This is a genomic window from Pseudomonas sp. UBA6310 (assembly GCF_002438225.1).
Taxonomy (GTDB): Bacteria; Pseudomonadota; Gammaproteobacteria; order Pseudomonadales; family Pseudomonadaceae; genus Pseudomonas_O; species Pseudomonas_O kuykendallii.
Map to the genome: position 1 here is coordinate 1 of NZ_DJTK01000066.1, position 25232 is coordinate 25232.

The following is a 25232-nucleotide window of genomic DNA, read 5'->3' on the forward strand; positions in this document are numbered from 1 at the left end:
TCGGTGGCTACAAGAAGTCCGGCGTCGGCCGCGAGACGCACAAGATGATGCTCGACCACTACCAGCAGACCAAGAACCTGCTGGTCAGCTACGACACCAACCCGCTGGGCTTCTTCTGACCCACCCTCGGGGCGCGCCTGGCGCGCTCCGTCTGCACGTCGTTGTACTCCTCGTTTCACCCCCCTTCAGACGCGGCTTCGGCCGCGTTTTTTTATGCACGGCGCCACCGTAGGGTGCGCCGCGCGCACCGCGCCGGTCCCCGATCGCCTCGGTCGCGTGATGAATCAGGCCGGATGCGATGGCGCCGATGGTGCGCACGGCGCACCCTACAATCGGGTTGCAACCGCATCCGTAGGGTGCGCCGCGCGCACCGAGACGGTCCCCGATTGCCGCGGATGTGTTACGCGACGGCGGCCACGGTGCGCATGGCGCACCCTACGGAAGCGTATCGAGACCATCCTGGAGAGCCGAGCTGCTGCGAGCGCGGCGCGTTGAGTGCGATCAGGCTTTGCGCCCGTTGAGGATCAGCAGGGTCACCACGCCGCCGACGATGCCCCAGAACGCCGAGCCGATGGACAGCAGGGTCATGCCGGAGGCGGTGATCATGAAGGTCACCAGCGCCGCCTCGCGCTCGCGGGCGTCCTGCATGGCATTGGTCAGGCCATTCATGATCGAACCGAGGAGGGCGAGCGCGGCGATCGACAGTACCAGCTCGCGCGGGAAGGCGGCGAACAGCGCGGCCAGGGTGGCGGCGAAAGTGCCGGCGATGGCGTAGAAGATGCCGCACCAGAAGGCCGCGGTGTAGCGTTTGTTCTTGTCTTCGTGGGCGTGCGGGCCGGTGCAGATGGCGGCGCTGATCGCCGCCAGACCGATGCCGTGGGCGCCGAACGGGGCGGTGATCAGCGAGATGATCCCGGTCGCGCTGACCAGCGGGGAGGCGGGTGTCTGGTAGCCGTCGACGCGCAGCACGGCGACGCCGGGCATGTTCTGCGAGGTCATCATCACCACGAACAGCGGAATGCCGATGCTGACCACGGAGGCGAAGGAGAAGCTCGGCGTGGTCCACACCGGTGCCGCCAGTTCCAGGGTGAAGTGGCTGAAATCCAGCAGCCCCAGGGCGCCCGCCAGCACGCAGCCGACCAACAGCGCCACCAGCACCGCATAGCGCGGTGCCAAACGCTTGGCGATCAGGTAGGAGAAGAACATGCCCAGCACCAGCCCGGTACGGTGCTGCGCGGCGACGAAGATCTCACTGCCGATCTTGAACAGGATGCCGGCGAGCAGGGCGGCGCACAGCGAGCCGGGCAGCTTGCGCATGATCTTCTCGAAGCTGCCGGTAAGGCCGCAGAGCAGCACCAGCGCGCCGCTGAACAGGTAGGCACCGATCGCCTCGCTGTACGGCACACCGGCAAGGCTGGTCACCAGCAGCGCCGCGCCCGGCGTGGACCAGGCGACGGTCACCGGCGTGCGGTAGTACAGCGACAGGCCGATGTTGCACACCGCCATGCCGATCGACAGTGCCCAGATCCACGAAGCGATCTGGCCGCCGCTGAGCCCGGCGTTCTGTCCGGCCTGGAACATCAGCACCAGCGAACTGGTGTAGCCAACCAGCATGGCGATGAAGCCGGCCACTACGGCTGAGGGCGCACTGTCGGCGAACGGACGCACCCGCGCCGTCGTCATCTGATTCATCGGAACGCTCCCTGAACATCCGCGAAAATGGGGTAAAGCGAGGCCACCAGCAACAGCGCCATGCCGACGTTGAACACACGCAGGATGCGTGGCCGCTCCAGCCAGCGCCGCAACAGGCTGCCGGCAACCGTCCAGAGGCCGACGCTGGGGCAGTTTATCAGGGCGAACAGCGCGGCAATCAGCAGCACGTTGACGATGAAGTTCTCCTGGGGCGCATAGGTGGTGATGGCGCCTATCGCCATGATCCAGGCTTTTGGATTGACCCACTGGAAGGCGGCGGCCTGAAGGAAGGTGAACGGTTTGCCACGCGCGTCGGCGCGGGTTTGCGGCGCGGCGGAGCCGGCAATCCTCCAGGCGAGGTAGAGCATGTAGGCCGCGCCGAGGTAGCGCAGCGCGGTGAACAGCAGCGGCACGCGCTCGAACAGCTGGCCGAGGCCAAGGCCGACGGCGATCACCAGCAGCATGAAGCCCAGGCTGATGCCGAGCATGTGCGGCAGCGTACGACGCACACCGAAGTTAACGCCGGACGCGAGAAGCATCATGTTGTTCGGTCCGGGCGTTACCGAGGTGACGAAGGCAAAGGCGATCAGGGCGACCAGCAGGTCCGGGCTCATGGGGCGTTCTCCTTGGGAGCGGAAAGCCTAAGGGCGCCCCCGGATGGCGTCGCCATACAGCCGGTTTTGCTTTGAGCGGTACAGTCGAGGACTGTTATTGAACTGTATCGGTAGGTACTGTCTGCACTGTCCAGTGTCATGGAGATCGGAACATGGAAGAAAACCCCTACAGCGCGCCCCAGGTCGCACTGGTCGATGACCACCGCCCCTCGAAACTGCCTGGTTGGAGTGTCGCGCAACTGGAACTGCTCGGCTGGCTGAGCCTGGTTTCGGTGCTCGGCACACTGGTGCTGCTGGTGCTGGCGTTCGTCGGCGGACTGACCGCGCAGGCCGGGCTGGAGCGCTACTCGAACTGGCTCGGCCTGGTCATGGTGCTGCTGGGGGATTACCTGTTGCTGCGCCTGAACAGCTTCGCCCAGGCCCGCTTCGAGGCGCGCGGGCTGAGCGCGCCGGTGTGGACGGTGGTGGCGCTGAGCCTGCTGATGGAAGCCTTCGACCTGACCTTCGGCAACCGCTCGTTCACCCATTTCAGTTGGGAAGCGCTGGTGTACTTCGGCCTGGTGTTCGCGCTTGGCGCCAGCAGCACCTGGTACGGCATTCGGCTGCTGAAGGTGCAGAACGTCTATCCGGCGTTCCGCCTGATGGCCTGGCTGGAGATCGTCGGCGGGCTGATGATGGCGACCCTGGTGCTGATGCTGCTGGGCATGCTGCCCCTGCTCGGCGCCACGTTGGCGATGATGGTGGTGTTCTTCAAGGGCGCGGCCGAGGTGCGCGAGCAGATCGCCTGAGACGTCAGTCCTCTTCGCCGCCGGCCAGGCGCCCGGCGCTCAGCGCAAGGTTCACCGCCAGCCAGCCTTCCACCGCCTGCTCGCCGGTCTCGGCGAACACCCGCTGGAGGATTCGCGCCTGCTCGCGACGCAGGGCCTGCTCGAGCTTCGCACCTTCGGCGGTGAAACCGAGCAGGCGCTTACGTTTGTCATCCTCGGCGGTCACGCTCTGCACCAGGCGCATCTCCACCAACTGGCGCAACGGGGTACTCAGCGCCTGTTTGCTGACGCCCAGGTAGCTGAGCAGCTCCTTCACGCTGAGCCCCGGATAGCGGGCGATGAAGAACAGGATGCGATGGTGCACGCGGGACAGTCCGCGCCGCGCGAGCATCTCGTCGGGCTTGGCGGTGAAGGCCTGGTAGCCGAAAAAGAAGGCTTCCATCGCCTGGCGCTGATCGGTCGATTTTTTTAGGTCAGTCATATTGACGTTTATACAACGGGCAGCGTAGTTTCGGTCAAGCAGTTTGACCAAAATTCCACGCCTTGCCCCGGTGACATCATGGCCTTTTCCGAACGCGTTTCCCGTCTCAAGAGTTCCCTCATTCGCGAAATTCTCGCCGCGGCGCAGCGTCCGGAAGTGATGTCCTTCGCCGGTGGTTTGCCGGCCGAATCCATGCTGCCGGCGATGGACTGGAGCGCGCTCCCGGCGAGCATCGGCCAGTACGGCATGAGCGAAGGCGAGCCGGCGCTGCGCGAGGCGATTGCCGCCGAGGCGCGCGCGCTGGGCATGGCCTGCGAGGCCAGCCAGGTGCTGATCGTCAGCGGATCGCAGCAGACCCTCGACCTCGCCGCCAAGCTGTTCATCGATCCGGGCACCGAAGTGCTGCTCGAAGCGCCGACCTACCTGGCGGCGCTGCAGGCATTCCAGCTGTTCGGCGCCGACTGCATCGGCGTGCCGCAGGAAGCCGATGGTCCGGAACTGAGCGCCCTGCGCGAAGCGCTGGAGACCCGCAAGCCGGCCTTCGCCTACCTGATCCCGACCTTCCAGAATCCGTCCGCGGTGCGCTACAGCGAGGCCAAGCGCGATGCCGTGGCGGCGCTGCTCGACGAATTCCAGGTCACCCTGATCGAAGACGAACCCTATCGCGAGCTGACCTTCGACGGCGGCAGCGCCACGCCGATCGTCACGCGCCTGAAAAAAACCAGCTGGATCTACACCGGCACCGTGTCCAAGACATTGCTGCCGGGGCTGCGCGTGGGCTTTCTGATCGCCACGCCGGACCTTTATCCGCATCTGCTGCGGCTGAAGCAGTCGGCAGACCTGCACACCAACCGCATCGGCCAGTGGCAGGCGCTGCAGTGGCTGGGCAGCGAGCAGTACCGCGCGCACCTGGTCGAGTTGCGCAGCTTCTATCGCACCCGCCGCGATGCGATGCAGGCCGCGCTGGAAGTGCATTTCGGCGACCTCGCCAGCTGGGAAGTGCCGCAGGGCGGGCTCTTCTACTGGCTCAAGCTGCATCGTCCGCTGGACACGCGCACACTGTTGAATCCGGCCCTGGCGCAGAATGTCGCCTTCATGCCGGGCGAGCCTTTCTTCATCGATCCGGAGGCCAATCCGGGTTATCTGCGGCTGAACTTCAGCCATGTGGCGCCGGAACGACTGAGCGAAGGCCTCAGGCGGCTGGCAGGCGTGATACGCGAAGCCCAGGCCGCCGAGGCGGCCTGAGTACGGAATATAGGGAGCATCGGCATGTACAAGGTTTACGGCGATTTCCGTTCGGGCAACTGCTACAAGGTGAAACTCATCCTCAACCTGCTCGGCAAGCCTTACGAGTGGGTGACGGTGGACATCCTCAAGGGCGGCACCAAGAGCCCCGAGTTCCTCGCGCTGAATCCGAACGGCAAGATTCCGGTGCTGCAACTGGAAGACGGCACCACGCTGTGGGAATCCAACGCGATCCTGAATTTCCTCGCCGACGGCAGCGACCTGCTGCCGACCGAGCCGCGCCTGCGTACCCAGGTGCTGCAGTGGCAGTTCTTCGAGCAGTACAGCCATGAGCCGTTCGTGGCCGTGGCGCGGCGCATCAAGTGGCTGGAGGGCATGCCGGAGGCGCGGCGCGAAGAGTACGAGGCCAAGCTGATCGACGGCTACCACGCCTTCGCGGTGATGGAGCAGCAGTTGCAGCGCACGCCGTATCTGGTAGGTGAGCAGTACACCATCGCCGACATCGCGCTCTACGCCTACACCCACATCGCCGACGAAGGCGGTTTCGATCTCGCCGGCTTCCCCGCGATCCAGGCCTGGATGAAGCGGGTAGCGAGCCATCCGCGGCACGTCGGGATGCTCGACTGAGAAACGAAAAACCGGCCTCGAGGGCCGGTTTTTTCTTGCCGCTCGATGGCGGGCGGTTCAATTCACCAGGCTGAGGAACTCGGCGCGGGTGTCGGAGTTCTCGCGGAACTCGCCGAGCATCACCGAGGTGACCATCGAGGAATTCTGCTTCTCCACGCCGCGCATCATCATGCACATGTGCTGCGCCTCGATGACCACCGCGACGCCGGCGGCATGGGTGATGCTCTGCACGGCATCGGCGATCTGCCGGGTGAGGTTTTCCTGGATCTGCAGGCGGCGCGCGTACATGTCCACGATGCGGGCGACCTTCGACAGGCCGAGGACCTTGCCGCTGGGCAGGTAGGCGACGTGCGCCTTGCCAATGAACGGAAGCATGTGGTGTTCGCACATCGAGTACAGCTCGATGTTCTTCACCAGCACCATCTCGCTGTTGTCGGAGCTGAACAGCGCGCCGTTGGTGACTTCTTCCAGCGTCTGCTGGTAACCGCGGCAGAGGTACTGCATGGCCTTGGCCGCCCGTTTGGGGGTGTCCAGCAGGCCCTCGCGGTTCACGTCCTCGCCGATCTCGGCCAGGATTTCCGTGTAATTCTTTTCCAGGGACATTGATCTACCTAGGGATGTACGCAGATAAGCACGGCAGGGTAGGTCGGCGCCGTCTGGCTGGCAAGCCTGATGCGTGTGCACCGGCTGATGGACGCAACTCCGCCGCTTCGCCGCCGTCGATTGCGGCCGGGTGTCGCGGGCCGCTAGCATGGGCGTTTTCCTGCTTCGGAGTCACCATGCTGGCCCGGTTGTTCGCCGTTCTGGCCCCCGTTCTGATCACCGCCGGACTCGGTTATGGCTGGGCCCGCAGCGGCCATGCGTACCCCACCGATTTCATCGCCAAACTGGTGCTGAACATCGCCACGCCCTGCCTGATTCTTTCCACCCTCAGCCGCGCGCAGCTCGATCGTCATGCCTTCGCCGAGATGGCCATCGCCTGTGTGCTGGTCACCGTCGCCATGGGCGTGGTCGGGTTGATCGCCAGCAGGATGTCGGGCAAAGATTGGCGGGTGCTGGTGCCGGGCTTCCTGTTTCCCAACTCCGGCAACATGGGCCTGCCGATGAGCCTGTATGCCTTCGGTGAGCACGGTCTGGCGCTGGCGGTGGCGTTCTTCATGGTCCTCTCGGTGGGGCATTTCAGCATCGGGCCGGCGATTTCCGGCAGCGCGCCCCCGCTGAAGAAGGTCTTCAGCAATCCGATCCTGATCAGCCTGGTGCTGGCCCTGCCGCTGGTGATCTTCGACATCGACCTGCCGCGCTGGCTGGACAACAGCCTCGATCTGCTGGCCGGGATGACCATTCCGCTGATGCTGCTCACCCTCGGGGTCTCGCTGGCATCGATCCGAGTGCATCATCTGGGCAGCGGGATGCTGCTCGGCGGGTTGCGAATTCTGTGCGGGGCCGGGGTCGGCTGGCTGGTCGGCGTGCTGCTCGGCCTGCCGCCGCTGAGTCTGGGCGTGCTGGTGATGCAGTCGGCGATGCCGGTGGCGGTGTTCAACTATCTGTTCGCGGTCCGTGCGAACCGCTCGCCGGAAGACGTGGCGAGCCTGGTGCTGTGTTCGACGTTGCTCTCGTTCGTGTTTCTTCCGTTGCTGCTGCTCTGGCTGCTGCCCGCGTCGAGCTGAGGGGCGACGGCTTCAGCCGATGAAGCCGGTGAGGTTCGGGACGATCAGGATCAGGGCGATGGCCACCACGATCAATCCTGCCTGGCGCATTTTCGGCTTTTTGAACATAGGCACGGCCTTTCTTCTTGTTGTTGACGGTGCTGCGACCGGTCGGCGCCGCCGGTCGATAGCGTCTGTTCGAGTAGACTCCACTCGCCGTGTCCTGTTGCACCGCCTCGCTGTGCCTGTCCCAACCCGGACCTTTACGTCGCAATTCCCCGTTCCAGAGCCTCTCCAGGCGCCTCGCCCTGCGTGGCAGCGGGCTGCCGTTCGTCTGAGCGTCGCGGTCAAGTCCGCTGAGCGCATCGGTCATTGCCTCCTGTACACGCGCGATTAAGGTGAACTCACCCCGGCCTGCCGCCGGTTCGTTCGTGATCAAAACGAGAACAAACCATGACCGAAGCAATGATTTTCGACGCGGTGCGCACGCCCCGCGGCAAGGGCAAGAAGGACGGCGCGCTGCATAGCGTGAAGCCGGTGAACCTGATGGCCGGGCTGTTGCGCGCCATCCAGCAGCGCAATGACCTGGACACCACGCAGGTCGACGACATCGTGCTCGGCTGCGTGACGCCGGTGGGCGACCAGGGCGCCGATATCGCCAAGACCGCCGCGCTGGTGGCCGACTGGGACGAGCAGGTCGCCGGGCAGCAGATCAACCGTTTCTGCGCCTCCGGCCTGGAAGCGGTGAACATCGGCGCGATGAAGGTGCGCTCGGGCTTCGAGGACCTGGTGCTGGTTGGCGGCGTGGAATCCATGTCGCGCGTGCCGATGGGTTCGGATGGCGGTGCCTGGGCGATGGACCCGGAAACCAACCTGCATACCCAGTTCGTCCCGCAGGGGATCGGCGCCGACCTGATCGCCACCCTCGGAGGGTTCAGCCGTCAGGATGTCGATGCCTTCGCCCTGCGCTCGCAGCAGAAGGCCGCCCGGGCCCGCGCCGAGCAGCGCTTCGCCCGCACGCTGGTGCCGGTGACCGACCAGAACGGCATCGTCCTGCTCGACAACGACGAGTTCATCCGCGCGGATTCCACCCTGGAAGGCCTAGGCGCCCTCAAGCCGAGCTTCGAGATGATGGGGCAGATGGGCTTCGACGCCACGGCGCTGCGCAAGTACAGCTACCTGGAGCGCATCGAGCACGTGCATACGCCGGGCAACAGCTCGGGCATCGTCGATGGCGCCGCGGCCATGCTGATCGGCTCCGAGGCCAAGGGCCGCGAGCTGGGCCTGAAGGCGCGCGGTCGTATCGTCGCCACCGCGGTGACCGGCAGCGATCCGACCATCATGCTCACCGGCCCGGCGCCGGCCACGCGCAAGGCGCTGGCCAAGGCCGGGCTGCGGGTCGAGGACATCGACCTGTTCGAGGTCAACGAGGCGTTCGCCTCCGTGGTGATGCGCTTCATGCGCGAGATGGGCGTCAGCGAAGACCGGGTCAACGTCAACGGCGGCTCCATCGCCATGGGCCATCCGCTCGGCGCCACCGGCTGCATCATCCTCGCCACGCTGCTCGACGAGCTGGAGCGCCGCCAGTTGCGCTACGGCCTGGCCACGCTCTGCGTCGGCGGCGGCATGGGTATCGCCACCATCATCGAACGCCTCTGAGGAGCGATCACGGGCTACTGCGCTCGGCCATGCCGCGTTGGAAAATCCTCCGAGAATGCTCATTGGCTGCAGCCAACTCAGGGGATTTCCGCCTTGCCTGACCTTCGCTCGTAATGCCCCTGAAGCGCTCCTCCACCAGGAGAACAACACAATGACCGACGCCATCCGTTACGAGAAAGACCAGGACAACGTCGTCCTGCTGACCATCGATATGCCCGGCCAGAGCGCCAACACCATGAATGCGACCTACCGTGCCGCCATGGCCGACACCGTCGCGCGCCTCGAGGCGGAGAAGGATTCGATCGCCGGGGTGATCGTCACCTCGGGCAAGAAGACCTTCTTCGCCGGCGGCGACCTCAACGAGCTGATCAAGGTCACGCCCGCCGATGCGGAGAGCTTCTACCGCATGGTGCTTGGCCTGAAGGCACAACTGCGCCGCCTGGAAACGCTCGGCAAGCCGGTCGTGGCCGCCATCAATGGCGCGGCGCTGGGCGGTGGCTGGGAAATCTGCCTGGCCTGCCATCAGCGCATCGCGCTGGACGATTCCAGCGTGCAGCTGGGCCTGCCGGAAGTCACCCTCGGCCTGTTGCCCGGCGGGGGCGGAGTGGTGCGCATGGTGCGCCTGCTCGGGCTGGAGAAGGCGCTGCCCTACCTTGCCGAAGGCAAGAAGGTGCGGCCGCAGGAAGCGCTCAAGGCCGGCCTGATCCATGCCCTCGCCAGCAGCCGCGAAGACCTGCTGAGCCAGGCGCGGGCCTGGGTGCTGGCCAACCCGAACGCCAGCCAGCCGTGGGACCAGAAGGGCTACAAGATTCCCGGCGGCACGCCGTCGAGCCCGGCGGTGGCGCAGATGCTCACCATCGCGCCGTCCGTGCTACGTGACAAGACCAAGGGCTGCTTCCCCGCGCCGGAGAAGATCATGTGCGCCGCGGTGGAAGGCGCGCAGGTGGATTTCGACACCGCGCAACTGATCGAGACGCGCTACTTCACCGAGCTGGCGACCGGCCAGGTGGCGAAGAACATGATCGGAACCTTCTGGTTCCAGCTCAACGAGATCAATGCCGGCGGCTCCCGGCCCAAGGGCTTCGAGCGGCGCAAGGTCAGCCGGGTCGGCGTGCTCGGCGCCGGCATGATGGGCGCGGGCATCGCCTACGTGTCGGCGGTCGCCGGCATCGAGGTGGTGCTCAAGGATGTGTCGACGCAAGCGGCCGAGAAGGGCAAGGCCTACTCGGCCAAGCTGCTGGAGAAGAAGGTCGGCCGCGGCCACATGAGCGCGGAAGCACGCGATGCGATCCTCGCGCGGATCCAGCCGACCGACAGCGATGCGGCGTTTTCCGGCTGCGACCTGATCATCGAGGCGGTGTTCGAGGACCGTGCGCTGAAGGCCAAGGTCACCGCCAGCGCCGAGGCCTCGGCGCTGCCCGATGCCTTGATCGCCTCCAACACCTCGACGCTGCCGATCACCGGCCTGGCGTCGGCGGTGGCGCGCCCGGAGAAGTTCATCGGCCTGCATTTCTTCAGCCCGGTGGACAAGATGCCGCTGGTGGAAATCATCCGCGGCGCGCAGACCTCGGACGAAACCCTGGCGCGCGGCTTCGACTTCGTCCAGCAGATCAGGAAGACGCCCATCGTCGTCGAGGACAGCCGCGGCTTCTTCACTTCGCGGGTGTTCGGCACCTTCACCAACGAGGGCATCGCCATGCTCGGCGAAGGCATTGGTGCGGCGCTGATCGAGAACGAGGCGCGGAAGGCGGGGATGCCGGTCGGCCCGCTGGCGATCTCCGACGAGGTTTCGTTGAGCCTGATGCAGCACATCCGCCAGCAGGCCGAGAAGGACCTCGCCGGCGAAGGCAAACCGGTGCCACAGCACCCGGCGTTCCCCACCATCGCGCTGATGCTGGAGGAGTACAAACGCCCCGGCAAGGCGGCCGGAGGCGGCTTCTACGATTATCCGGCCGGTGCCAAGAAGCGCCTGTGGCCCGGACTCAGGGAGCACTTCGAGAAGGCCGAGGCGCGCATTTCCGAGGAGGACGTGCGCGACCGCCTGCTGTTCGTGCAGGCCCTGGAAACCGTGCGCTGCCTGGAGGAGGGCGTGTTGAACTCGGTGGCCGATGCCAACGTCGGCTCGATCATGGGCATCGGTTTCGCCGCCTGGACCGGCGGTGCGCTGCAGTTCATCAACCAGTACGGCATCGATGACTTCATCGCCCGTGCGCAGTACCTCGCCGAACAGTACGGCGAGCGCTTCGAGCCCCCGGCGCTGTTGCTGGAGAAGGCGGCCAGCGGCGCGCGCTTCTGAGCCGTGAGAGGTACAACGAGCCCGGCACTGCCGGGCTTTTTCTTGCCCGCCGGTCAGCTGGCGGACGCCACTCGACAGCACCTTTGCCTGCGCGCGCTGCCAAAACTCCAGGACCCACAACGGAGGACCTCAGCATGTCAGGCCAGCGCAAAGAGTCGGTCGAGAACACCGAAGAGCAGGCGAGCAAGGTCGGCGAGAAGAACAAGCGCATGAATCAGGAGGGCGAACAGCCCCGCGCCGAAGATCAGAAAACCACCGAAGAGCAACTACGCAAGCAGACCAAGGGAGGCGAGCAGCCATGAATATCGTCATCCGAACCGCTGGTTTGCCGTTACTGTTCGCGCTGTGCGTGTCTGCCAGCGCAGGCGTCGCCGCCGATTCGGCGGGCATGCAGGCCGCTCCGGTGCAGCAGCCGTCGGGCGGCGCTGCCGGCAGCGTCGCTCCGGGTAGCGTCTCGAACCAAGCGCCGCGTGCACCGGTGGCGCCGCGTGCGCCCAACGCACCGGCCTACAACTCGAACAACAACGCGCGCGACGTGGCGCCCGAACCTTCCGTGCAGGAGCGCCCTTCGCTGGAGCAACAGCGTCGGCAGATCGGCAGCGAGATGGAAAACCGGCGCAAGCAATAGCACCTGAGCGCCGGTGTGGTTCAGACCGGCAGGAACGGTGTGGCGAAGGTATCGCCGGGGCCGCGTGGCGGCCTGTCATCGAGCGCTTCCAGCGCCTGGCGCAACTCGATGCTGCGGGAGAGCTTCGAGAGACTTTCGAGGGTGCGGGCCAGCGCGCCGGCCGACCCGGTGCCGAAGCCCAGCAACGTAGAACCGTTGGTGAACAGGGCGAAGGCAGCTACGACGAGAAGGTGTCCCCTGTGCATTTTCATCGTGGTTATCTACGATCGGGCCGCGTGCGTCGCGTCGGGCAACACGGGCGGCGAGGTCAGCGGGACGCGTCCGTCGCCACGGGCGGCGCGGCGTTGGCGGTGTGGGGTGCCATGCTTGTCGCCAGCAGCGGCAGCGCGACCAGCAGGTAAAGGCCGATAGCCCCGAAGGCGCCATTGCGAGCGAATTTCAACGTCTGGCTATGCATGAGCTATTACTCCTTTCGATAACTATCTCGACAATGGCGGGAAAAGCAATCGATCTGATCGATGTGTTGAAGCGAAAAAAACCAGCGGCCCTCAGGCCGCCTGGCATATGCCGTTCTGCAAACAGAGCAGGTCATGCACGGCCATTCGCTCGCTGTGCAGGGTCGGAACCTTCAGGGTCATCAGGCCGCCATCGTCGAGGTGCAGTGCTGCCTCGCTTTCGAACTCCAGCCCCGCATCACTCACGGTCACGTAGGTGACGCCGTAGGCATGCTTGCTGTGAAGAACATTGGTCATCGTTCGTCTCCTCGGCGCCACCGCGAAGTGGCGGTCCGTATCAGGGATGCTTGCTGGCGGCTGCCTTGCGGTCACTTTGGCGGGTGCTTTTCGGCGTCGGACGATAGAACTCCGAGTAGGTCGGCGTGGCGAATGCGGAGGCTGCGATAAGGCTGGCGATGGCGGCGTATTTGTTCATCTGCGTATCCTCGAAATGGCAATGGGGCGATGTGCCCGATGGCTGAATCATTGCCGAGTGCCGGTGCGCCAGGAAGTGAATGGCGCGCATGGTGAACATCGAAGCGGCTGATGATTCAGGCGCGGCCCATCGTCTGGCTCGATACGGTCACGGAGCGTGCCAGTGAGCCGAAGCCTGTTTCGCAGAAGTGGAGGCTATGTTAAGAAAAGGCCGTCACCCGCAGTGGGTGTGCCTTATCGTCACAATCGGGATTCGCCAATGTCGCTTCGTATCTGCATTCTTGAAACCGATAGCCTTCGTCCCGAACTGGTCGACCGTTATCAGGGTTACGGGCGCATGTTCGAGCGCCTGTTCGCGCAGCAACCGATTCCGGCCCGTTTCGAGCTGTTCAACGTCGTCGACGGCGTCTACCCGGGCGACGACGAGCGCTACGACGCCTACCTGGTAACCGGTAGCAAGGCCGATTCCTTCGCCAGCGACCCGTGGATCCAGACGCTCAAAGCCTTTCTCCTCGATCGTTACCAGCGCGGCGACAAGCTGCTCGGGATCTGTTTCGGCCACCAGTTGCTGGCGCTGCTGCTGGGAGGTCGCAGCGAGCGCGCGCGACAGGGCTGGGGCGTAGGCATCCACCGATACCGCCTCGCCGAGCAGCCGGCCTGGATGAAGCCGGCGGTGGAGGAACTGACGCTGCTGATCAGCCACCAGGATCAGGTCACGCAGTTGCCGGAAAACGCTACGGTGCTGGCCTCCAGCGATTTCTGCCCGATCGCCGCCTATCGTATCGAGGATCAGGTGCTGTGCTTCCAGGGCCATCCGGAGTTCATTCCGGACTATTCCCGGGCGCTGCTGGACATCCGCCAGAAGTGCATCGGCGAGCATGTCTACCAGCAGGGCATCGCCAGCCTCGAGCATCCGCACCACGGACCCACGGTGGCCGAGTGGATCATGCGCTTCGTCGCCGGCGAACGGCTCGCACAGTTCTCGCCAGCCCGCGAGAAGGTCACCGACACGGCCTGATCGCCGCCCAGCAAAAAAGCCCGGCGATTGCCGGGCTTTTTCGTATCCGTACCGATTCAGTCGCGCGCCAGTTCCCGGTCCATCGCCTGTATGCACAGCTGCATCTGCACCCGGCAGCGCTCCGCCAGCGCGGGCAGGTCGGCCTGGGTCAACCCCAGGGTCGGGATGGCGGGCAACGAGCGGATCAGGACGCGCCCGCTGTTCCAGCGATTCAGGCGCATGCTCCGTGCGTAGCTGCTGATGCAGACCGGGATGATGGGGACGCCGGCATCCACGGCGATCTGGAACGCGCCTTTCTTGAACGGCAGCAAGTCACCCTGGTTGCGCGTGCCCTCGGGGAACACCCAGATCGAGGTGTCCCGGTGCTGCAGCGTATCGGTGGTGGCCAGCAGCGCCTGGCGTGCCTGGCGGGCGTTGCTGCGGTCGATCAGCACATTGCCGGCCAGCCAGTACAGCTGGCCGAACAAGGGCACCCACTTCAGGCTCTTCTTGCCGATGCTCACCGTGCGCCGCGGGACGACGCGGCCGAGTACGTAGAGGTCGTAATTGGACTGGTGATTGGCGATGTAAACGCAGGTGCGCAGATCCTTTTGCGCGGCCATCTCGGCGTTCAGCCGCAACCCCAGAATCGGCAGCCCGCCCAGTGCGTAGAGGCGCGCGCACAGACGGCTGTTATCCGGATTGAACGGGCGGCAGATACCGATCAGCAAACCGAGGATGCCGGCCACTATGAAGTGCACGCCCATGAAGAACATACGCAGGAGAAACAGCATCGATCGTCGCCCGGGAATGAAAACGGCGCCGAGTGTATGAGTGTTCACTGTTTTCGGCAATCGGGATTCACGGCCCCGCCGACCGGGCACTTGGCAACAAAAAGCCCGGCACGGGGCCGGGCTTTTAGGGTGCTTTCCTGCGCCTCAGACGGCGTGCTGTTTATCCAGCTCGATGGCCTCGTCGAGGGTTTCCAGCAGCGCCTTGCGAACCTTCAGCTTGGTCTTGCGGTGCGCGTTCATGTTGATCTTCTTGAACTGCGCGGCGACGGCCATCGCGGTAGGCAGCAATTCGCCGACCGATACCACCCGGTCGAGGAAACCGGCCTCCCGCGCGCCCTGCGGGTCGAACATTTCGCCATTGATGACCGAGCGCTGGAACGCGGCCTTGCCAAGGCGGTCACGCGCCAGCTCGATACCGACGTGATGCATGGTCATGCCGATCTGTACTTCGTTCAGACCAATGTTGAACGGACCCTCGACGCCGATCCGGTAGTCCGCCGAGAGCAGAATGAAGGCGCCCTTGGCCACTGCATGACCGGGACAGGCAACGATGATCGGGTAGGGGTGCGCGAGCATCCGCCGCGCCAGCGTCGAACCCTGCGCCACCAGCGCGATGGCGTTCTGCGGGCCCGAGGTCATCACCTTGAGGTCGTATCCGCCCGAGAGAATGCCGGGCTGGCCGGTGACGATGACGATCGCCTTGTCCTGCGTCGCTCGATCCAGCGCCTCGTTGAAGGCGACGATCATGTCCGGGGAGATCGCGTTGACCTTGCCGTTGCTCAGCGTCAGGGTCGCGACGCCGTCGTCGAGGTGGTAGGAGATCAGCTCACTCATGGCGGGTATTCCTTGGAATTAGTCGGCCGAACTTACCCACCCACAGGCCACAGGTAAAGCGCCGTGACTGACCGGTGAGTCAGCCTTCCCGCGGTTTTCCGTCCGGTTAAGGGGCATGGAGGCTGTAGATCACTCCGCTGCGGCGACCGGGACGGCGATCTAAAAACAACCGCCACCTAAACGCATGAATAGCCTGAAAAAAAGTTTGCCTTCGCGGCGTCCTTCGACTAAATTAGCGCGCCTCGACGGACCAGACAGTCCGCCGAGATCCGGTGAAGTGTCCGAGCGGTTGAAGGAGCACGCCTGGAAAGTGTGTATACGGGAAACCGTATCGTGGGTTCGAATCCCACCTTCACCGCCAGACCAAAACGCAAAAGCCCCGAGAGCCAGCAGGTTCTCGGGGCTTTTTGCTTTGCGGGCCTGCAGGTGTCGAAGAACTGTCGACCGTCGGTCACGCGTAGATGGCCAGCGCCTGAGCACCTTCACCGTCTGTTCATCCTGGAGCGATTGATAAGCCAGTCTGTGCTGGATATTGATGTGCTTGGAATAGGCTCCGGTGAGGTCATCCATCGAATGATCTACAGGATGCTGGAGTCCAGGTGGAACTCTACGGAGTTATCTGCCCGCAACGCCTCTATAGTGCCAAATGCGGCCTAACGATGAAGCTAACGGGCAGACAAAAGCGCAGCTTTTGGCTGTCCAGCGAACGAAGTGAGCGGCAGTTGAACGTATTTTTAGACCTTACCCGAATTCATTTCTTATGTGCTCTAGAACTGCCTCAGTTGTAGGCGGAAAAATCTCTGTTTCCTTGCCGCTCTTATATGTGACGAGGCGCCAGCCGCTTTTTGTTTTGTATTTTCTGGCGTAAAAGGTTGCGTTAAGGCCTTGGATGGTAATTTCTCCATCTCCGCTGCTTCCATGTTCAAAATCGCCGAAGGCACTCGTAAGTTCTTTGAGGCGCAAAAGTTCTTGTTTAACACCTTGATGGGCAAAGCGGTCAAAGCTCTTCATGCATCCTCCGCAGGTCTAACGTTTGGTTAAGGGGCCGGCTTTAGCCGGTCCCGAGTGAGCGCAGCAAACGGCTTTGAACCAATTGGTAGAAGAATATCCTCTTGCCTAATCTCGATTGGCCCTGAAATTTTGATTTTTTCTAGCGCGTCATTCAGTAGTTCATTTCTTTTTATGGCAAAAACATCTTGAATGTAAATGCTGCTTAAACACTGGGTTAATGAACTCCAGATTACAGCTTTAGGTGTTTTTATTAGAAGGTGAACGCCTTCAATAATTTCGTTTTTTGATGAAATTCTTTCTAGACGGAGGTTTAAGGCAGAATGGAGGCTTTTCTGTTTTTCTTTGGTTAGGCTTGAGAAATATTTTTCCAGAGAAAATGTTACATTCGATGCGTTATGCACAAGCATATTCCTGAGCTCCGAGAGCTCGGATATAAATCGCCTTTCTGCTTTACTTAGCAGTTTGAGGGCGGAGATAAAGGCGGTTTTTCCAAATTTTTTATTGCTCATATCGAGATGCGCAAATATGTCGCCGAGTTGGTACTTGCCAAAGTAATGGCAAAGCATATCTGCACACGCGGATTCCAATAAGGCGTGCGACTTGATGATTAGAGACCAATCATCTTCATTGATGAGGCTGTCGATGAATCCTTTAGGAAGGCCGAAAGCTTCCTCAAGAGCAGCAAGGTCATCGATGCCTTGTTTCATCGTCACGCGTAATTCCTCTAACGTTTGGTTAAGGGGCGGGCTTTAGCCCGTCCTAGTGAGCGAAGCGAACGGTTTGAACCAGTTGTTATACGTCATTAATGATTACTTCGATGACTTGGGTTTTGACGTGGAGATATTCATACACGGCTCTGGTTTTATGTATGAAGGCAGCATCTCGCGAAAACAAATAATGTGAAAACGAAGCTATAGCGGCGTGTCCCGCATCACTCATTGCGGCAGTGAATCTTCTGTCATTCTTCATTTTGGAATCGGGGTAGTAGCCAATAACATTTAACACGTTGTATGCAGATGTCACTTTTTCGTGTAAATACATTTCTCTGTTGTAAATTGGGTTTTTTGAAACCCCTAAAAATTGCTCTATTAAAAAATTATTATCTCTGTAGCCATCAAGTTCTTTATATATCTCCCAAATTTTTTCTATTACGTTCGGCGGCTTAATGTTGTTCAGTTGCTTTGGCCCGACTTTCATATGATCGCGGTATGTCTGAACGCCAGAATAGTTAAATTCATCTTCTATATGTTTACGCAGCTCCGCTGTTGATTGAGCAAGGGCCTCATTGAAGCTGTTTTGCATTTCTTTCGTATAGGTAGAGACTGCGGCATCTATTCCAGGGGCTAAGTCTTTGACTTCGTCAATTCGATCTGAAATATAGTTCATTAAACTGCCAAATGAATCTATTTGCTCTCTGTTGATTTCATCAAGGTCGCTTCCTATTCGGCCACCATGGAATTTAAGCAATGACTGTGCTGTGGCTTTTTCCATTGCCTCATAAACTGGCTCAATATTTTTACAGTAATTTTCAAATGCATCGAAGGGGCTTAATTCTTTTAATGTGGCATTATCAGTTACCTTAAAGCTTTCAGTGACAAAGATCTGAAGGTGCATTGCCTCTAGGCTTTCAAGAGCTTCAAGAAAGTGTGAGCTATTATCTCCTGAGCGCTTAATTTCCTTGAGCGTTTCATCTGAATAAACAATCTGATATTTATCTTTAAGCTCAGTTGCAAATGGCAAATCTCGATTTTTCACAAATACATCAAGTATGTTGTGGTCTAAATATGCTGTTGGCTTTCCATCATAATTCTTATTCGGAGTTTTCACTCAATAGCCCTATGATGTATAACTACAAATAGACACCAATTGGTGCATAACAAACCGAAAATTGGTGGATAAAAAGCTCTTGCAGATCTAGCGCACAGCTCTAGTCAGCGGCATGCGCTACGAGGGAGCGTTATACACCGGCCTCAGCTCTGCAGGTCCCTTTGCCAGCGAGCTGGCGGTTGAGCGGAGATTAGCTTGCAGATGAAGCGAAGAACAATGCCCGGAAGCCATGGTGTCGAAACCAAATCCCATGCAAGGCAAGAGTTACCGAATGAAAGAGAAGGGGAGGCTTGTTTTGGCTGGCTTTGACCGAAGTTGCCGCTAACGAATGTGTGCCGAAATGGGTTCGAATCCCGCCTTCGCACCAGACCATAAGCAGAAAGCCCCGAGAGCCAGCAGGTTCTCGGGGCTTTTGCTTTCCGGGCCTTCCGGGATCGGCCAGCCGTGCTGACAGCTGCGGCTTCTGGCCGAGCGTCAGAGCCGAAAACGCGCCACCTTCGATTGCAGGTCGCTGCCCAGGCGGGCGAGCTGGATGCTCGAGGCGGCGGTTTCGTCGGTGGCGCTGGCTGACTGGTCGGCAATGCTGCTGACGTTGTGGACGTTGCGACTGATCTGCTCGGCGACCTGGCTTTGCTGGTCGGCGGCGGTGGCGATTTGCAGGTTCATCTGCTGGATGTCGCTGATCTTGCGGGTGATGCTCAGGACGGCGTTGCCCGTGTCGCCAACGTCCTTGACCGTTGCGTCGCTGGTCACCTTGCAGTTGAGCATGATGGCGGAGACTTCCTGGGCGATCTTCTGTAGCCCGGCGATCAGCGTTTCGATTTCCTGGGTGGCGTCCTGGGTCCGGCGCGCGAGGCTGCGTACTTCGTCGGCGACCACGGCAAAACCGCGGCCCGCTTCGCCAGCACGGGCGGCTTCGATGGCGGCGTTGAGGGCCAGCAGGTTGGTCTGGTCGGCGACCGATTTGATCACGTCCAGCACGCCGCCGATGTTGGTGCTTTCCTGCTGCAGACGGCCCATGGCCTCGGCCGAGCGGTTCACTTCGCCGGAAAGACGCTCGATCTGGCTCACTGCACGGCTCGCCATGCCGCTGCCTGCGGTAGCTTCGTTGGTGGCGTGTTGTGCCGCGGCGGCGGCCTGTTCGCAATGCCGCGCGACTTCCTGCACGGTGGCGGTCATCTGGTGCATCGCCGCGGCGACCTGGTCGACCTCGGATTTCTGCGCGGCGACGCCGGCGCGGGTCTGCTCCGCGCTGGTGGAAAGCTCTTCGGCCGCCGAGGAGATGACGTTGGCCGAGCCGCGCACGCTGCCGATCAGCTCGTTGAGTTTCGCCTGCATCTCGCCGAGCGATGCCATCACGCTGCCCGCGGGTTGGCTGGTGGCGGCGGCGCGCAGATCGCCCTCGGCGACACGCCGGGCTTCGTCGGAAAGCAGCGAAGGTTCCGCTCCCAAGGAGGTGAAGAGGCCCCGGGTGATGGCCAGGCCGAGCACCGCGGCGAGGATGATGGCGGCGACGCAGACCAGCAGAAGCAGGTTGCGTTGGTTGAAGTAGGCATTCTGGGCGTCGCCCAAATCACGCTCGGCCTGGCGTTCGCTGTAGGCCATGTAGTCGCCGGTAGCCGCGATCAGTTGGCTGAGCAGCGGCATGCAGTCGGTGTTCATCATGCTGATGGCTTTTTCCCGGTCGCCTTTCCAGGCGAGGTCGACGATTTTCAACGCCACCGGGCCGTACTGCGCTTCGACGCTGTCGATGCGGGCAACCAGGTCCTTCTCTTCGGGCGTTACGTCCGGGCTGGCAGCGATCTTCTGCTTCAGCTGGCCCATGGTGGTCTGCACGTCCTCGTGGGCGGCCAGCACCGCCGCGCGCTCGTGCTGGCGATCGTCGTTCTCGCTGACCAGTACCAGGTTGCGTGCGGCGATGGCTCTTAGGGTTGTGGCCAGACGGGCCTTGCCGGCCAACTGGCTGCGTTCGTTGGCACCGTGAACGATGTCCGAGAGTCGGTCGTTGGCGGCGTTGAGCGCGTAGAGGGAAATCAGCGAGACGAGCAGTGCCGTGGCGGTGACGGAGGCAAAGCTGAGGCCCAGCTTCGCCTTGACGGTAAGATTCATTTTTTCACCCGTGGGGAAACGCGCGATCCATCGCCTGAACAGCCTAGCGGAAGTGCCTGCTGTGTGATGTCATATTGACGTCAATAAAACTCTACAGGAAGTCTACAGAAAGGCCATGTCGGTTTAACTATTGCTCCGATAGTAAAGAGCATCATCAATCTGAAATCCGATCGAACGAGGCGGGCATGCAGGGCAGATCCTGGGACATCTTTTGCGCAGTGGTGGATAACTTCGGCGATATCGGGGTGACCTGGCGTCTGGCGAAGCAGTTGGCGCGCGAGCATGGCCAGGAGGTCCGGTTGTGGGTCGACGACCTCGCTGCGTTCGCCGCGCTGTGTCCGCAAGCCGACCCGCTCGCGGCGCAGCAGTGGCATGAAGGTGTCGAGGTTCGACAATGGCCTCGGCGCTGGCCGAACGCTACCGAGCCCGCTGACGTGGTGATCGAGGCGTTCGCCTGCCAGTTGCCCGAGGCTTACGAGGCCGCCATGGCCAGCCACGCGCGCAGTCTCTGGCTGAACCTCGAATACCTCAGCGCCGAGGAGTGGGTGGGTAACTGCCACGCGTTGCCGTCGCTGCAGCCGAATGGCGTGCGCAAGTATTTCTTCTTTCCCGGCTTCGTTTCCGGCACCGGCGGCCTGTTGCGCGAAGGCGATCTGCTCGAGCGCCGTGAGGCATTCCAGAGCGACCCGGCGGCCCAGGCCGCTTTTCTCTCCGGTCTCGGCGTGGCCCGCGTGGCGGAAGCCCGTCTGGTCTCGCTGTTCGCCTATGAGAACCCGGCACTGGGCAGTTGGCTGGAGGCGCTGTCCGGCGACAGCAGACCCACCCAGTTGCTGGTTCCCCAAGGTCGCATCGGGACGAGCCTTGCCGCCTGGCTCGGCGTGGAGTCCGTCCGCGCCGGCGAGCGTTTCGCGCGCGGCGCCCTGACGATTCAGGTGCTGAGGTTCCTCAGCCAGGGTGACTACGACCGTCTGCTGTGGTGCTGCGATTTCAACGCCGTTCGCGGCGAGGATTCCTTCCTCCGCGCGCAGTGGGCCGGCCGTCCGTTGCTCTGGCACATCTATCCCCAGCAGGACGACGCGCACTGGGACAAGCTGGAGGCGTTCCTCAGGCTCTACCTCGAGGGGCTGTCGGCTCCGGTGCGCGCCGCGTCCGAGGCGCTCTGGCGCGCCTGGAATGCCGGCGGAGCGATTGGCGCGGCATGGACGGAAGTCGCCCAGCACGAGGCGGAACTGAACGCGCATGCCGAGCACTGGTGTGCGGCGTTGGCGGTACAGGAGGATCTGGCCACGCAACTGCTGGCGTTCTCCCGGGCGATTCCACGCCCCTGACCGCGCGGGCCGACCCCGTTGACTCAGGTGCCTGGGCCCCCCGGTCGGCCCCTGGTTACAGCTCGGTGCAAATTGGCTATCATAGGCGGCCAATTTTTCGTCACTCATCCAACCGGATACCCCGTATGAAAACCGCACAAGAATTTCGCGCTGGCCAGGTAGCCAACATCAACGGCGCTCCCTGGGTCATCCAGAAAGCCGAGTTCAACAAGTCCGGCCGCAACAGCGCCGTGGTCAAGATGAAGCTGAAGAACCTGCTCAACGGTTCCGCTACCGAGACCGTGTACAAGGCCGACGACAAGCTTGAGCCGATCATTCTGGATCGCAAGGAAGTGACCTATTCCTACTTCGCCGATCCGCTGTACGTGTTCATGGATACCGAGTTCAACCAGTACGAGATCGAGAAAGACGACCTGGAAAGCGTGCTGACCTTCATCGAAGACGGCATGACCGACGTCTGCGAAGCGATCTTCTTCGGCGATAAGGTCATCTCCGTCGAACTGCCGACCACCATCGTTCGCCAGATCGCCTACACCGAGCCGTCCGTACGTGGCGATACCTCGGGCAAGGTGATGAAAACCGCGCGCCTGAACAACGGCGCCGAGCTGCAGGTTTCCGCGTTCTGCGAAATCGGCGACTCGATCGAGATCGATACCCGTACCGGCGAGTACAAGTCGCGCATCAAGGCCTGATCCTTGTCGCGACGAAAAAGCCCGGCCATGTGCCGGGCTTTTTCATGCCTGCACAAATGTCAGAGACGCGCCCAGAACGCCTCGGCGAAATCGCTCAGCGGGGCCTTTGGGCGGATCAGCTGGATCTGCAGCGGGATGTCCCAGTCCTGGTCGAACGCGCGGATCAGTGCGCCGTCCGCGACTTCCGCCTCGGCGAGGCTTTCCGGTAGCCAGGCGACGCCCTTGTTTTCCAGCGCCATGGACATCAGCACGGCGGCAAGGTGACTGCTGAACAGGGCATCGAGCGCGTGCGGCGTCGCCCGGCTGGCGAGCCGCGCGGCGACGATCCGGCCGAGCCCCGAGTCCGCGCTGTAGGCCAGATAGGGAAGGGCGCCGGTCGCATCGCCCGGCCCTAGCGCAGGGCTGACCAATGGCTGCAGCACGTCGCTGCCAATCACCTTGCTGTGGAAACGCTCGGGCTCGAACAGCGGCGAGGCGTGCGGGTCGCCGTGGCACAACAGGAATTGAACCTGGCCCTGCAGCAGCATCTGTTCGCAGTTGGCCATGCTGTCGGACAGCAGGCGTACGGCCTCGATCGGCGCACCGCGCTCGGCGCGCCGAATCCAGCGCGGGAAGAAGGTGAACGACAGCGAGTGGGTCGCGGCGAACTGCAGCGTCCTGGCGGCCTTGCCGGCGACCTCCTGCGCCTCGCTGCGCAATTGCTGCAGGCGCCGGGTCAGGTCCTGGGCGCCACCGAGCACCTGGCGGCCGGCGTCGGTCAGGTTGGCGCCGTGCACGCTGCGCTCGAACAGTTCGGCACCCATCCAGTTTTCCAGCGCGCGGATGCGCCGGCTGAAGGCCGGCTGGGTGACGTGTCGCGCCTCGGCGGCCCGCGAGAAGTTGCCGTGCTCGGCGAGGGCCGCGAAATCTTCCAACCAGATCAATTCCATGGGTGATGCCGTGGCTGCATGGGGCGGCGCATTTTTAGCATTGGTCGTCGCGCGCTCACAAGCCTTACTGTCCGGGCCTCTACAACAAGAGGCCGCTCCCATGCGCATCGTCGAAATCCGCGAAAAGACCGCGTCCATCGCATCGCCCATCGCCAACGCCTACATCGATTTCTCCAAGATGACCTGCTCGGTGGTCGCGGTGGTCACCGACGTGATCCGCGACGGCAAGCCGGTGATCGGCTACGGCTTCAACTCCAACGGGCGCTATGGGCAGGGCGCCCTGATGCGCGACCGCTTTCTCGCGCGCATCGCCGAGGCCGACCCGGAAAGCCTGATCGACCACGCCAACGACAACCTCGATCCGTTCGCCATCTGGAAGACCCTGATGACCAACGAGAAGCCCGGTGGCCACGGCGAACGTTCGGTGGCGGTCGGCACTATCGACATGGCGGTATGGGACGCGGTGGCGAAGATCGCCGGCAAGCCGCTCTATCGCCTGCTCGCCGAGCGTTATCGCGGCGGCGTGGCCGACGACAAGGTGTGGGTCTACGCCGCCGGTGGCTACTACTACCCGGGCAAGGACCACTCCAAGCTGCAGGATGAGATGCGCGGTTATCTGGATCGCGGCTACAGCACGGTGAAGATGAAGATCGGCGCCGTTTCGCTCGACGAGGACATCAGCCGCATCGAAGCGGTGCTCGATGTGGTCGGCGACGGCCAGCGCCTGTGCGTGGACGCCAACGGGCGCTTCGACCTGAAAACCGCCATCGCCTATGCCGAAGCGATGAAGCCCTACAACCTGTTCTGGTACGAAGAGGCAGGCGACCCGCTGGACTACGCGCTGCAGGCCGAACTGTCTAAGCACTATGACCGGCCGATGGCCACCGGCGAGAACCTGTTCTCCCATCAGGACGCGCGCAATCTGCTGCGTCACGGCGGCATGAACCCGGAACGCGACTTCCTGCAGTTCGACTGCGCGCTGTCCTACGGGCTGGTCGAGTACTTGCGCACGCTGGAAGTCATGGACGAGCTGGGCTGGTCGTCGCGCCGCGTGGTGCCGCACGGCGGTCACCAGATGTCGCTGAACATCGCCGCCGGCCTGCACCTGGGCGGCAACGAGTCGTACCCCGATGTGTTCCAGCCGTTCGGTGGTTTCGCCGACGGCATCCGCGTCGAGAACGGCTACGTCGGCCTGCCGGACATTCCGGGCGTCGGCTTCGAGGCCAAGTCTGCCTTGTACGCGGTGATGCGCGAACTGGGCGAGGGTGCCTGACGCATCGACAGCGGGCGGAAAGTCCAACGCCATCGCGGGTCAACCTGCCGTGCATTTGCGGTAGGATGACCCGCTTTTTTTCGGGATAACAATAATGACTGTGCTGGGCGTGCTGTTGGATCTGTTACTGGGCCTGGTGCTCGGCACCATCGGGGGGCTGTTCGGGATCGGCGGTGGTCTGATCGCGATTCCGGTGATCGGCCTGTTCTTCGGCCTCGACCAGCAGATGGCCCAGGGCACGGCGCTGGTGATGGTGGTGCCGAACGTCGTGCTCGCGGTCTGGCGCTACAACCAGCACAACCGCATCGACCTTCGCCAGGCCGCCGCGCTGGCGATTCCCGGCCTCTGCTGCGCGCTGCTGGCGTCGCGCCTGGCGCTGAGCCTGCCGGCCGAGGTGATGCGCCTGTTCTTCGTGGTGTTCCTGCTGGTCCTGGCCTTCTACAACTTCTATCGACTGGTCACCCGCGCGCCCTCGGGCGGTGCGCAGTTGCGCCACGGGCTGTTCGCGCTCGCCGTACTGGGTGCGATTGCCGGCGTGATGGGCGGATTGATGGCGGTGGGCAGCGCGGTGGTCGCCACCCCGGGGCTGACCAGCCTGTTCGGCGCCTCCCAAGTGGTCGCCCAGGGGCTTTCCCTGGCGCTGGCCCTGCCGAGCACCTTCGTGACGCTGGTCAGCTATGCGCTGCATGGCGACGTGGACTGGGCGCTGGGCATCCCGATGGCCATCGGCGGGCTGCTCAGCATCAGCTGGGGTGTGCGCCTGGCGCATACGTTGCCGGAGCAGGCACTGCGGGCCGGTTTCTGCCTGTTCCTGGTGATCAGTGCGGTGGCGCTCTATCTCAAGTGAGCGCCGC

General features: G+C 62.6%; 29 protein-coding genes, 1 tRNA gene and 1 pseudogene. 15 read left to right on the forward strand and 16 right to left on the reverse strand.

Going from position 1 to position 25232, the window contains the following annotated elements; all coding sequences use genetic code 11:
• Positions 1-119 (forward strand): hypothetical protein (locus tag B3E91_RS15535; RefSeq protein WP_287030475.1); only part of this gene is annotated, 119 nt, incomplete at its 5' end.
• A 382-nt stretch (positions 120-501) separates the two neighbouring features.
• On the opposite strand, the gene B3E91_RS15540 is transcribed toward B3E91_RS15535, so the two are convergent.
• Positions 502-1692 (reverse strand): benzoate/H(+) symporter BenE family transporter, encoded by a 1191-nt coding sequence (locus B3E91_RS15540; RefSeq protein WP_273234719.1) that lies wholly within the window; start codon positions 1690-1692, stop codon positions 502-504.
• On the reverse strand, positions 1689-2306 hold the full coding sequence (locus tag B3E91_RS15545; RefSeq protein ID WP_282341724.1) for a LysE family translocator: 618 nt from the start codon (positions 2304-2306) through the stop codon (positions 1689-1691). Before B3E91_RS15545 ends, B3E91_RS15540 begins: the two co-directional genes overlap by 4 nt.
• A 152-nt stretch (positions 2307-2458) precedes the next feature.
• Between B3E91_RS15545 and B3E91_RS15550 the strand changes: the two genes are divergently transcribed.
• Positions 2459-3094, forward strand: coding sequence for a hypothetical protein (locus tag B3E91_RS15550; protein WP_287030337.1), 636 nt, complete (start codon positions 2459-2461; stop codon positions 3092-3094).
• A gap of 4 nt (positions 3095-3098) precedes the next feature.
• Here the strand turns inward: B3E91_RS15550 and B3E91_RS15555 are convergent, their stop codons facing one another.
• Positions 3099-3554, reverse strand: coding sequence for a MarR family winged helix-turn-helix transcriptional regulator (locus B3E91_RS15555; RefSeq protein WP_287030347.1), 456 nt, complete (start codon positions 3552-3554; stop codon positions 3099-3101).
• Positions 3555-3632: 78 nt separating this feature from the next.
• Between B3E91_RS15555 and B3E91_RS15560 the strand changes: the two genes are divergently transcribed.
• Positions 3633-4799 (forward strand): PLP-dependent aminotransferase family protein, encoded by a 1167-nt coding sequence (locus tag B3E91_RS15560; RefSeq protein ID WP_287030352.1) that lies wholly within the window; start codon positions 3633-3635, stop codon positions 4797-4799.
• A 24-nt stretch (positions 4800-4823) separates the two neighbouring features.
• A complete protein-coding gene (locus B3E91_RS15565; protein ID WP_287030353.1) occupies positions 4824-5426 on the forward strand; it encodes a glutathione S-transferase family protein in 603 nt (200 codons plus the stop codon).
• A gap of 57 nt (positions 5427-5483) precedes the next feature.
• On the opposite strand, the gene folE is transcribed toward B3E91_RS15565, so the two are convergent.
• Complete coding sequence (gene folE / locus B3E91_RS15570) at positions 5484-6029, reverse strand: GTP cyclohydrolase I FolE (RefSeq protein ID WP_090231059.1); 546 nt, start codon at positions 6027-6029, stop codon at positions 5484-5486.
• 176 nt (positions 6030-6205) lie between these two features.
• Here folE and B3E91_RS15575 point away from each other — a divergent pair, with 176 nt between their 5' ends.
• The 5 genes from B3E91_RS15575 (at position 6206) to B3E91_RS15595 (ending at position 11655) form a co-directional block, all read left to right on the forward strand.
• A complete protein-coding gene (locus B3E91_RS15575) occupies positions 6206-7093 on the forward strand; it encodes an AEC family transporter (protein WP_287030359.1) in 888 nt (295 codons plus the stop codon).
• 432 nt (positions 7094-7525) lie between these two features.
• Positions 7526-8731, forward strand: coding sequence for an acetyl-CoA C-acetyltransferase (locus B3E91_RS15580; RefSeq protein ID WP_287030364.1), 1206 nt, complete (start codon positions 7526-7528; stop codon positions 8729-8731).
• Between the two features lie 151 nt (positions 8732-8882).
• Positions 8883-11027 carry a 3-hydroxyacyl-CoA dehydrogenase NAD-binding domain-containing protein gene (locus B3E91_RS15585; protein ID WP_287030365.1) on the forward strand — a complete coding sequence of 715 codons (2145 nt, stop codon included), beginning with the start codon at positions 8883-8885 and terminating at the stop codon, positions 11025-11027.
• A gap of 134 nt (positions 11028-11161) precedes the next feature.
• The gene (locus B3E91_RS15590; protein ID WP_287030369.1) at positions 11162-11329 is read left to right on the forward strand and encodes a hypothetical protein; all 168 of its coding nucleotides are present in this window, start codon (positions 11162-11164) and stop codon (positions 11327-11329) included.
• Positions 11326-11655, forward strand: coding sequence for a hypothetical protein (locus B3E91_RS15595; RefSeq protein WP_287030370.1), 330 nt, complete (start codon positions 11326-11328; stop codon positions 11653-11655). The genes B3E91_RS15590 and B3E91_RS15595 overlap by 4 nt, the downstream gene beginning before the upstream one ends.
• 20 nt (positions 11656-11675) lie before the next feature.
• On the opposite strand, the gene B3E91_RS15600 is transcribed toward B3E91_RS15595, so the two are convergent.
• The 4 genes from B3E91_RS15600 to B3E91_RS15615 form a co-directional block, all read right to left on the reverse strand.
• Positions 11676-11906: a hypothetical protein gene (locus B3E91_RS15600; protein ID WP_273234738.1), complete on the reverse strand. Its 231-nt coding sequence runs from the start codon at positions 11904-11906 to the stop codon at positions 11676-11678.
• 56 nt (positions 11907-11962) lie between these two features.
• Complete coding sequence (locus tag B3E91_RS15605; RefSeq protein ID WP_273234740.1) at positions 11963-12112, reverse strand: hypothetical protein; 150 nt, start codon at positions 12110-12112, stop codon at positions 11963-11965.
• A gap of 91 nt (positions 12113-12203) precedes the next feature.
• Entirely contained in the window at positions 12204-12407 is a 204-nt protein-coding gene (gene ptrC / locus B3E91_RS15610; RefSeq protein ID WP_287030372.1) for a type III secretion system co-regulatory protein PtrC, read from the reverse strand.
• A 40-nt stretch (positions 12408-12447) separates the two neighbouring features.
• Positions 12448-12675: a hypothetical protein gene (locus tag B3E91_RS15615; RefSeq protein ID WP_287030373.1), complete on the reverse strand. Its 228-nt coding sequence runs from the start codon at positions 12673-12675 to the stop codon at positions 12448-12450.
• 168 nt (positions 12676-12843) lie between these two features.
• Between B3E91_RS15615 and B3E91_RS15620 the strand changes: the two genes are divergently transcribed.
• Positions 12844-13602, forward strand: coding sequence for an amidotransferase (locus B3E91_RS15620; RefSeq protein WP_287030374.1), 759 nt, complete (start codon positions 12844-12846; stop codon positions 13600-13602).
• Positions 13603-13658: 56 nt separating this feature from the next.
• Here B3E91_RS15620 and B3E91_RS15625 read toward each other — a convergent pair whose 3' ends face one another.
• Both B3E91_RS15625 and B3E91_RS15630 read right to left on the reverse strand, forming a co-directional pair.
• Positions 13659-14375 carry a 1-acylglycerol-3-phosphate O-acyltransferase gene (locus B3E91_RS15625; protein ID WP_273234745.1) on the reverse strand — a complete coding sequence of 239 codons (717 nt, stop codon included), beginning with the start codon at positions 14373-14375 and terminating at the stop codon, positions 13659-13661.
• 144 nt (positions 14376-14519) lie between these two features.
• Positions 14520-15209 (reverse strand): crotonase/enoyl-CoA hydratase family protein, encoded by a 690-nt coding sequence (locus B3E91_RS15630; RefSeq protein ID WP_287030375.1) that lies wholly within the window; start codon positions 15207-15209, stop codon positions 14520-14522.
• Positions 15210-15480: 271 nt separating this feature from the next.
• Here B3E91_RS15630 and B3E91_RS15635 point away from each other — a divergent pair.
• Positions 15481-15570: transfer RNA gene (locus B3E91_RS15635), tRNA-Ser, on the forward strand.
• Positions 15571-15674: 104 nt separating this feature from the next.
• Here B3E91_RS15635 and B3E91_RS15640 read toward each other — a convergent pair.
• The 5 genes and pseudogenes from B3E91_RS15640 to B3E91_RS15660 all read right to left on the reverse strand — a co-directional run.
• Positions 15675-15773 (reverse strand): annotated as a pseudogene (locus B3E91_RS15640) (type II toxin-antitoxin system mRNA interferase toxin, RelE/StbE family); the annotation flags it as partial.
• A gap of 177 nt (positions 15774-15950) precedes the next feature.
• Positions 15951-16220, reverse strand: coding sequence for a hypothetical protein (locus B3E91_RS15645; protein ID WP_287030376.1), 270 nt, complete (start codon positions 16218-16220; stop codon positions 15951-15953).
• 26 nt (positions 16221-16246) lie between these two features.
• Positions 16247-16933: a hypothetical protein gene (locus B3E91_RS15650; RefSeq protein WP_287030377.1), complete on the reverse strand. Its 687-nt coding sequence runs from the start codon at positions 16931-16933 to the stop codon at positions 16247-16249.
• Positions 16934-17012: 79 nt separating this feature from the next.
• Entirely contained in the window at positions 17013-18047 is a 1035-nt protein-coding gene (locus B3E91_RS15655; protein ID WP_287030378.1) for a hypothetical protein, read from the reverse strand.
• A gap of 474 nt (positions 18048-18521) precedes the next feature.
• Positions 18522-20156: a methyl-accepting chemotaxis protein gene (locus B3E91_RS15660; protein WP_287030380.1), complete on the reverse strand. Its 1635-nt coding sequence runs from the start codon at positions 20154-20156 to the stop codon at positions 18522-18524.
• 185 nt (positions 20157-20341) lie between these two features.
• Between B3E91_RS15660 and earP the strand changes: the two genes are divergently transcribed.
• Together earP and efp are read left to right on the forward strand one after the other, a co-directional pair.
• Positions 20342-21484: an elongation factor P maturation arginine rhamnosyltransferase EarP gene (earP, locus tag B3E91_RS15665; protein WP_287030381.1), complete on the forward strand. Its 1143-nt coding sequence runs from the start codon at positions 20342-20344 to the stop codon at positions 21482-21484.
• Positions 21485-21609: 125 nt separating this feature from the next.
• A complete protein-coding gene (efp, locus tag B3E91_RS15670) occupies positions 21610-22176 on the forward strand; it encodes an elongation factor P (RefSeq protein WP_090231047.1) in 567 nt (188 codons plus the stop codon).
• Positions 22177-22235: 59 nt separating this feature from the next.
• Here the strand turns inward: efp and B3E91_RS15675 are convergent, their stop codons facing one another.
• Positions 22236-23105 (reverse strand): LysR family transcriptional regulator, encoded by an 870-nt coding sequence (locus B3E91_RS15675; protein ID WP_287030383.1) that lies wholly within the window; start codon positions 23103-23105, stop codon positions 22236-22238.
• A gap of 100 nt (positions 23106-23205) precedes the next feature.
• On the opposite strand from B3E91_RS15675, the gene B3E91_RS15680 reads away from it, so the two are divergent.
• Together B3E91_RS15680 and B3E91_RS15685 are read left to right on the forward strand one after the other, a co-directional pair.
• Positions 23206-24378 (forward strand): mandelate racemase/muconate lactonizing enzyme family protein, encoded by a 1173-nt coding sequence (locus B3E91_RS15680; RefSeq protein ID WP_273231643.1) that lies wholly within the window; start codon positions 23206-23208, stop codon positions 24376-24378.
• Between the two features lie 100 nt (positions 24379-24478).
• On the forward strand, positions 24479-25225 hold the full coding sequence (locus B3E91_RS15685) for a sulfite exporter TauE/SafE family protein (protein ID WP_273231668.1): 747 nt from the start codon (positions 24479-24481) through the stop codon (positions 25223-25225).
• Positions 25226-25232: the final 7 nt, after the last annotated feature.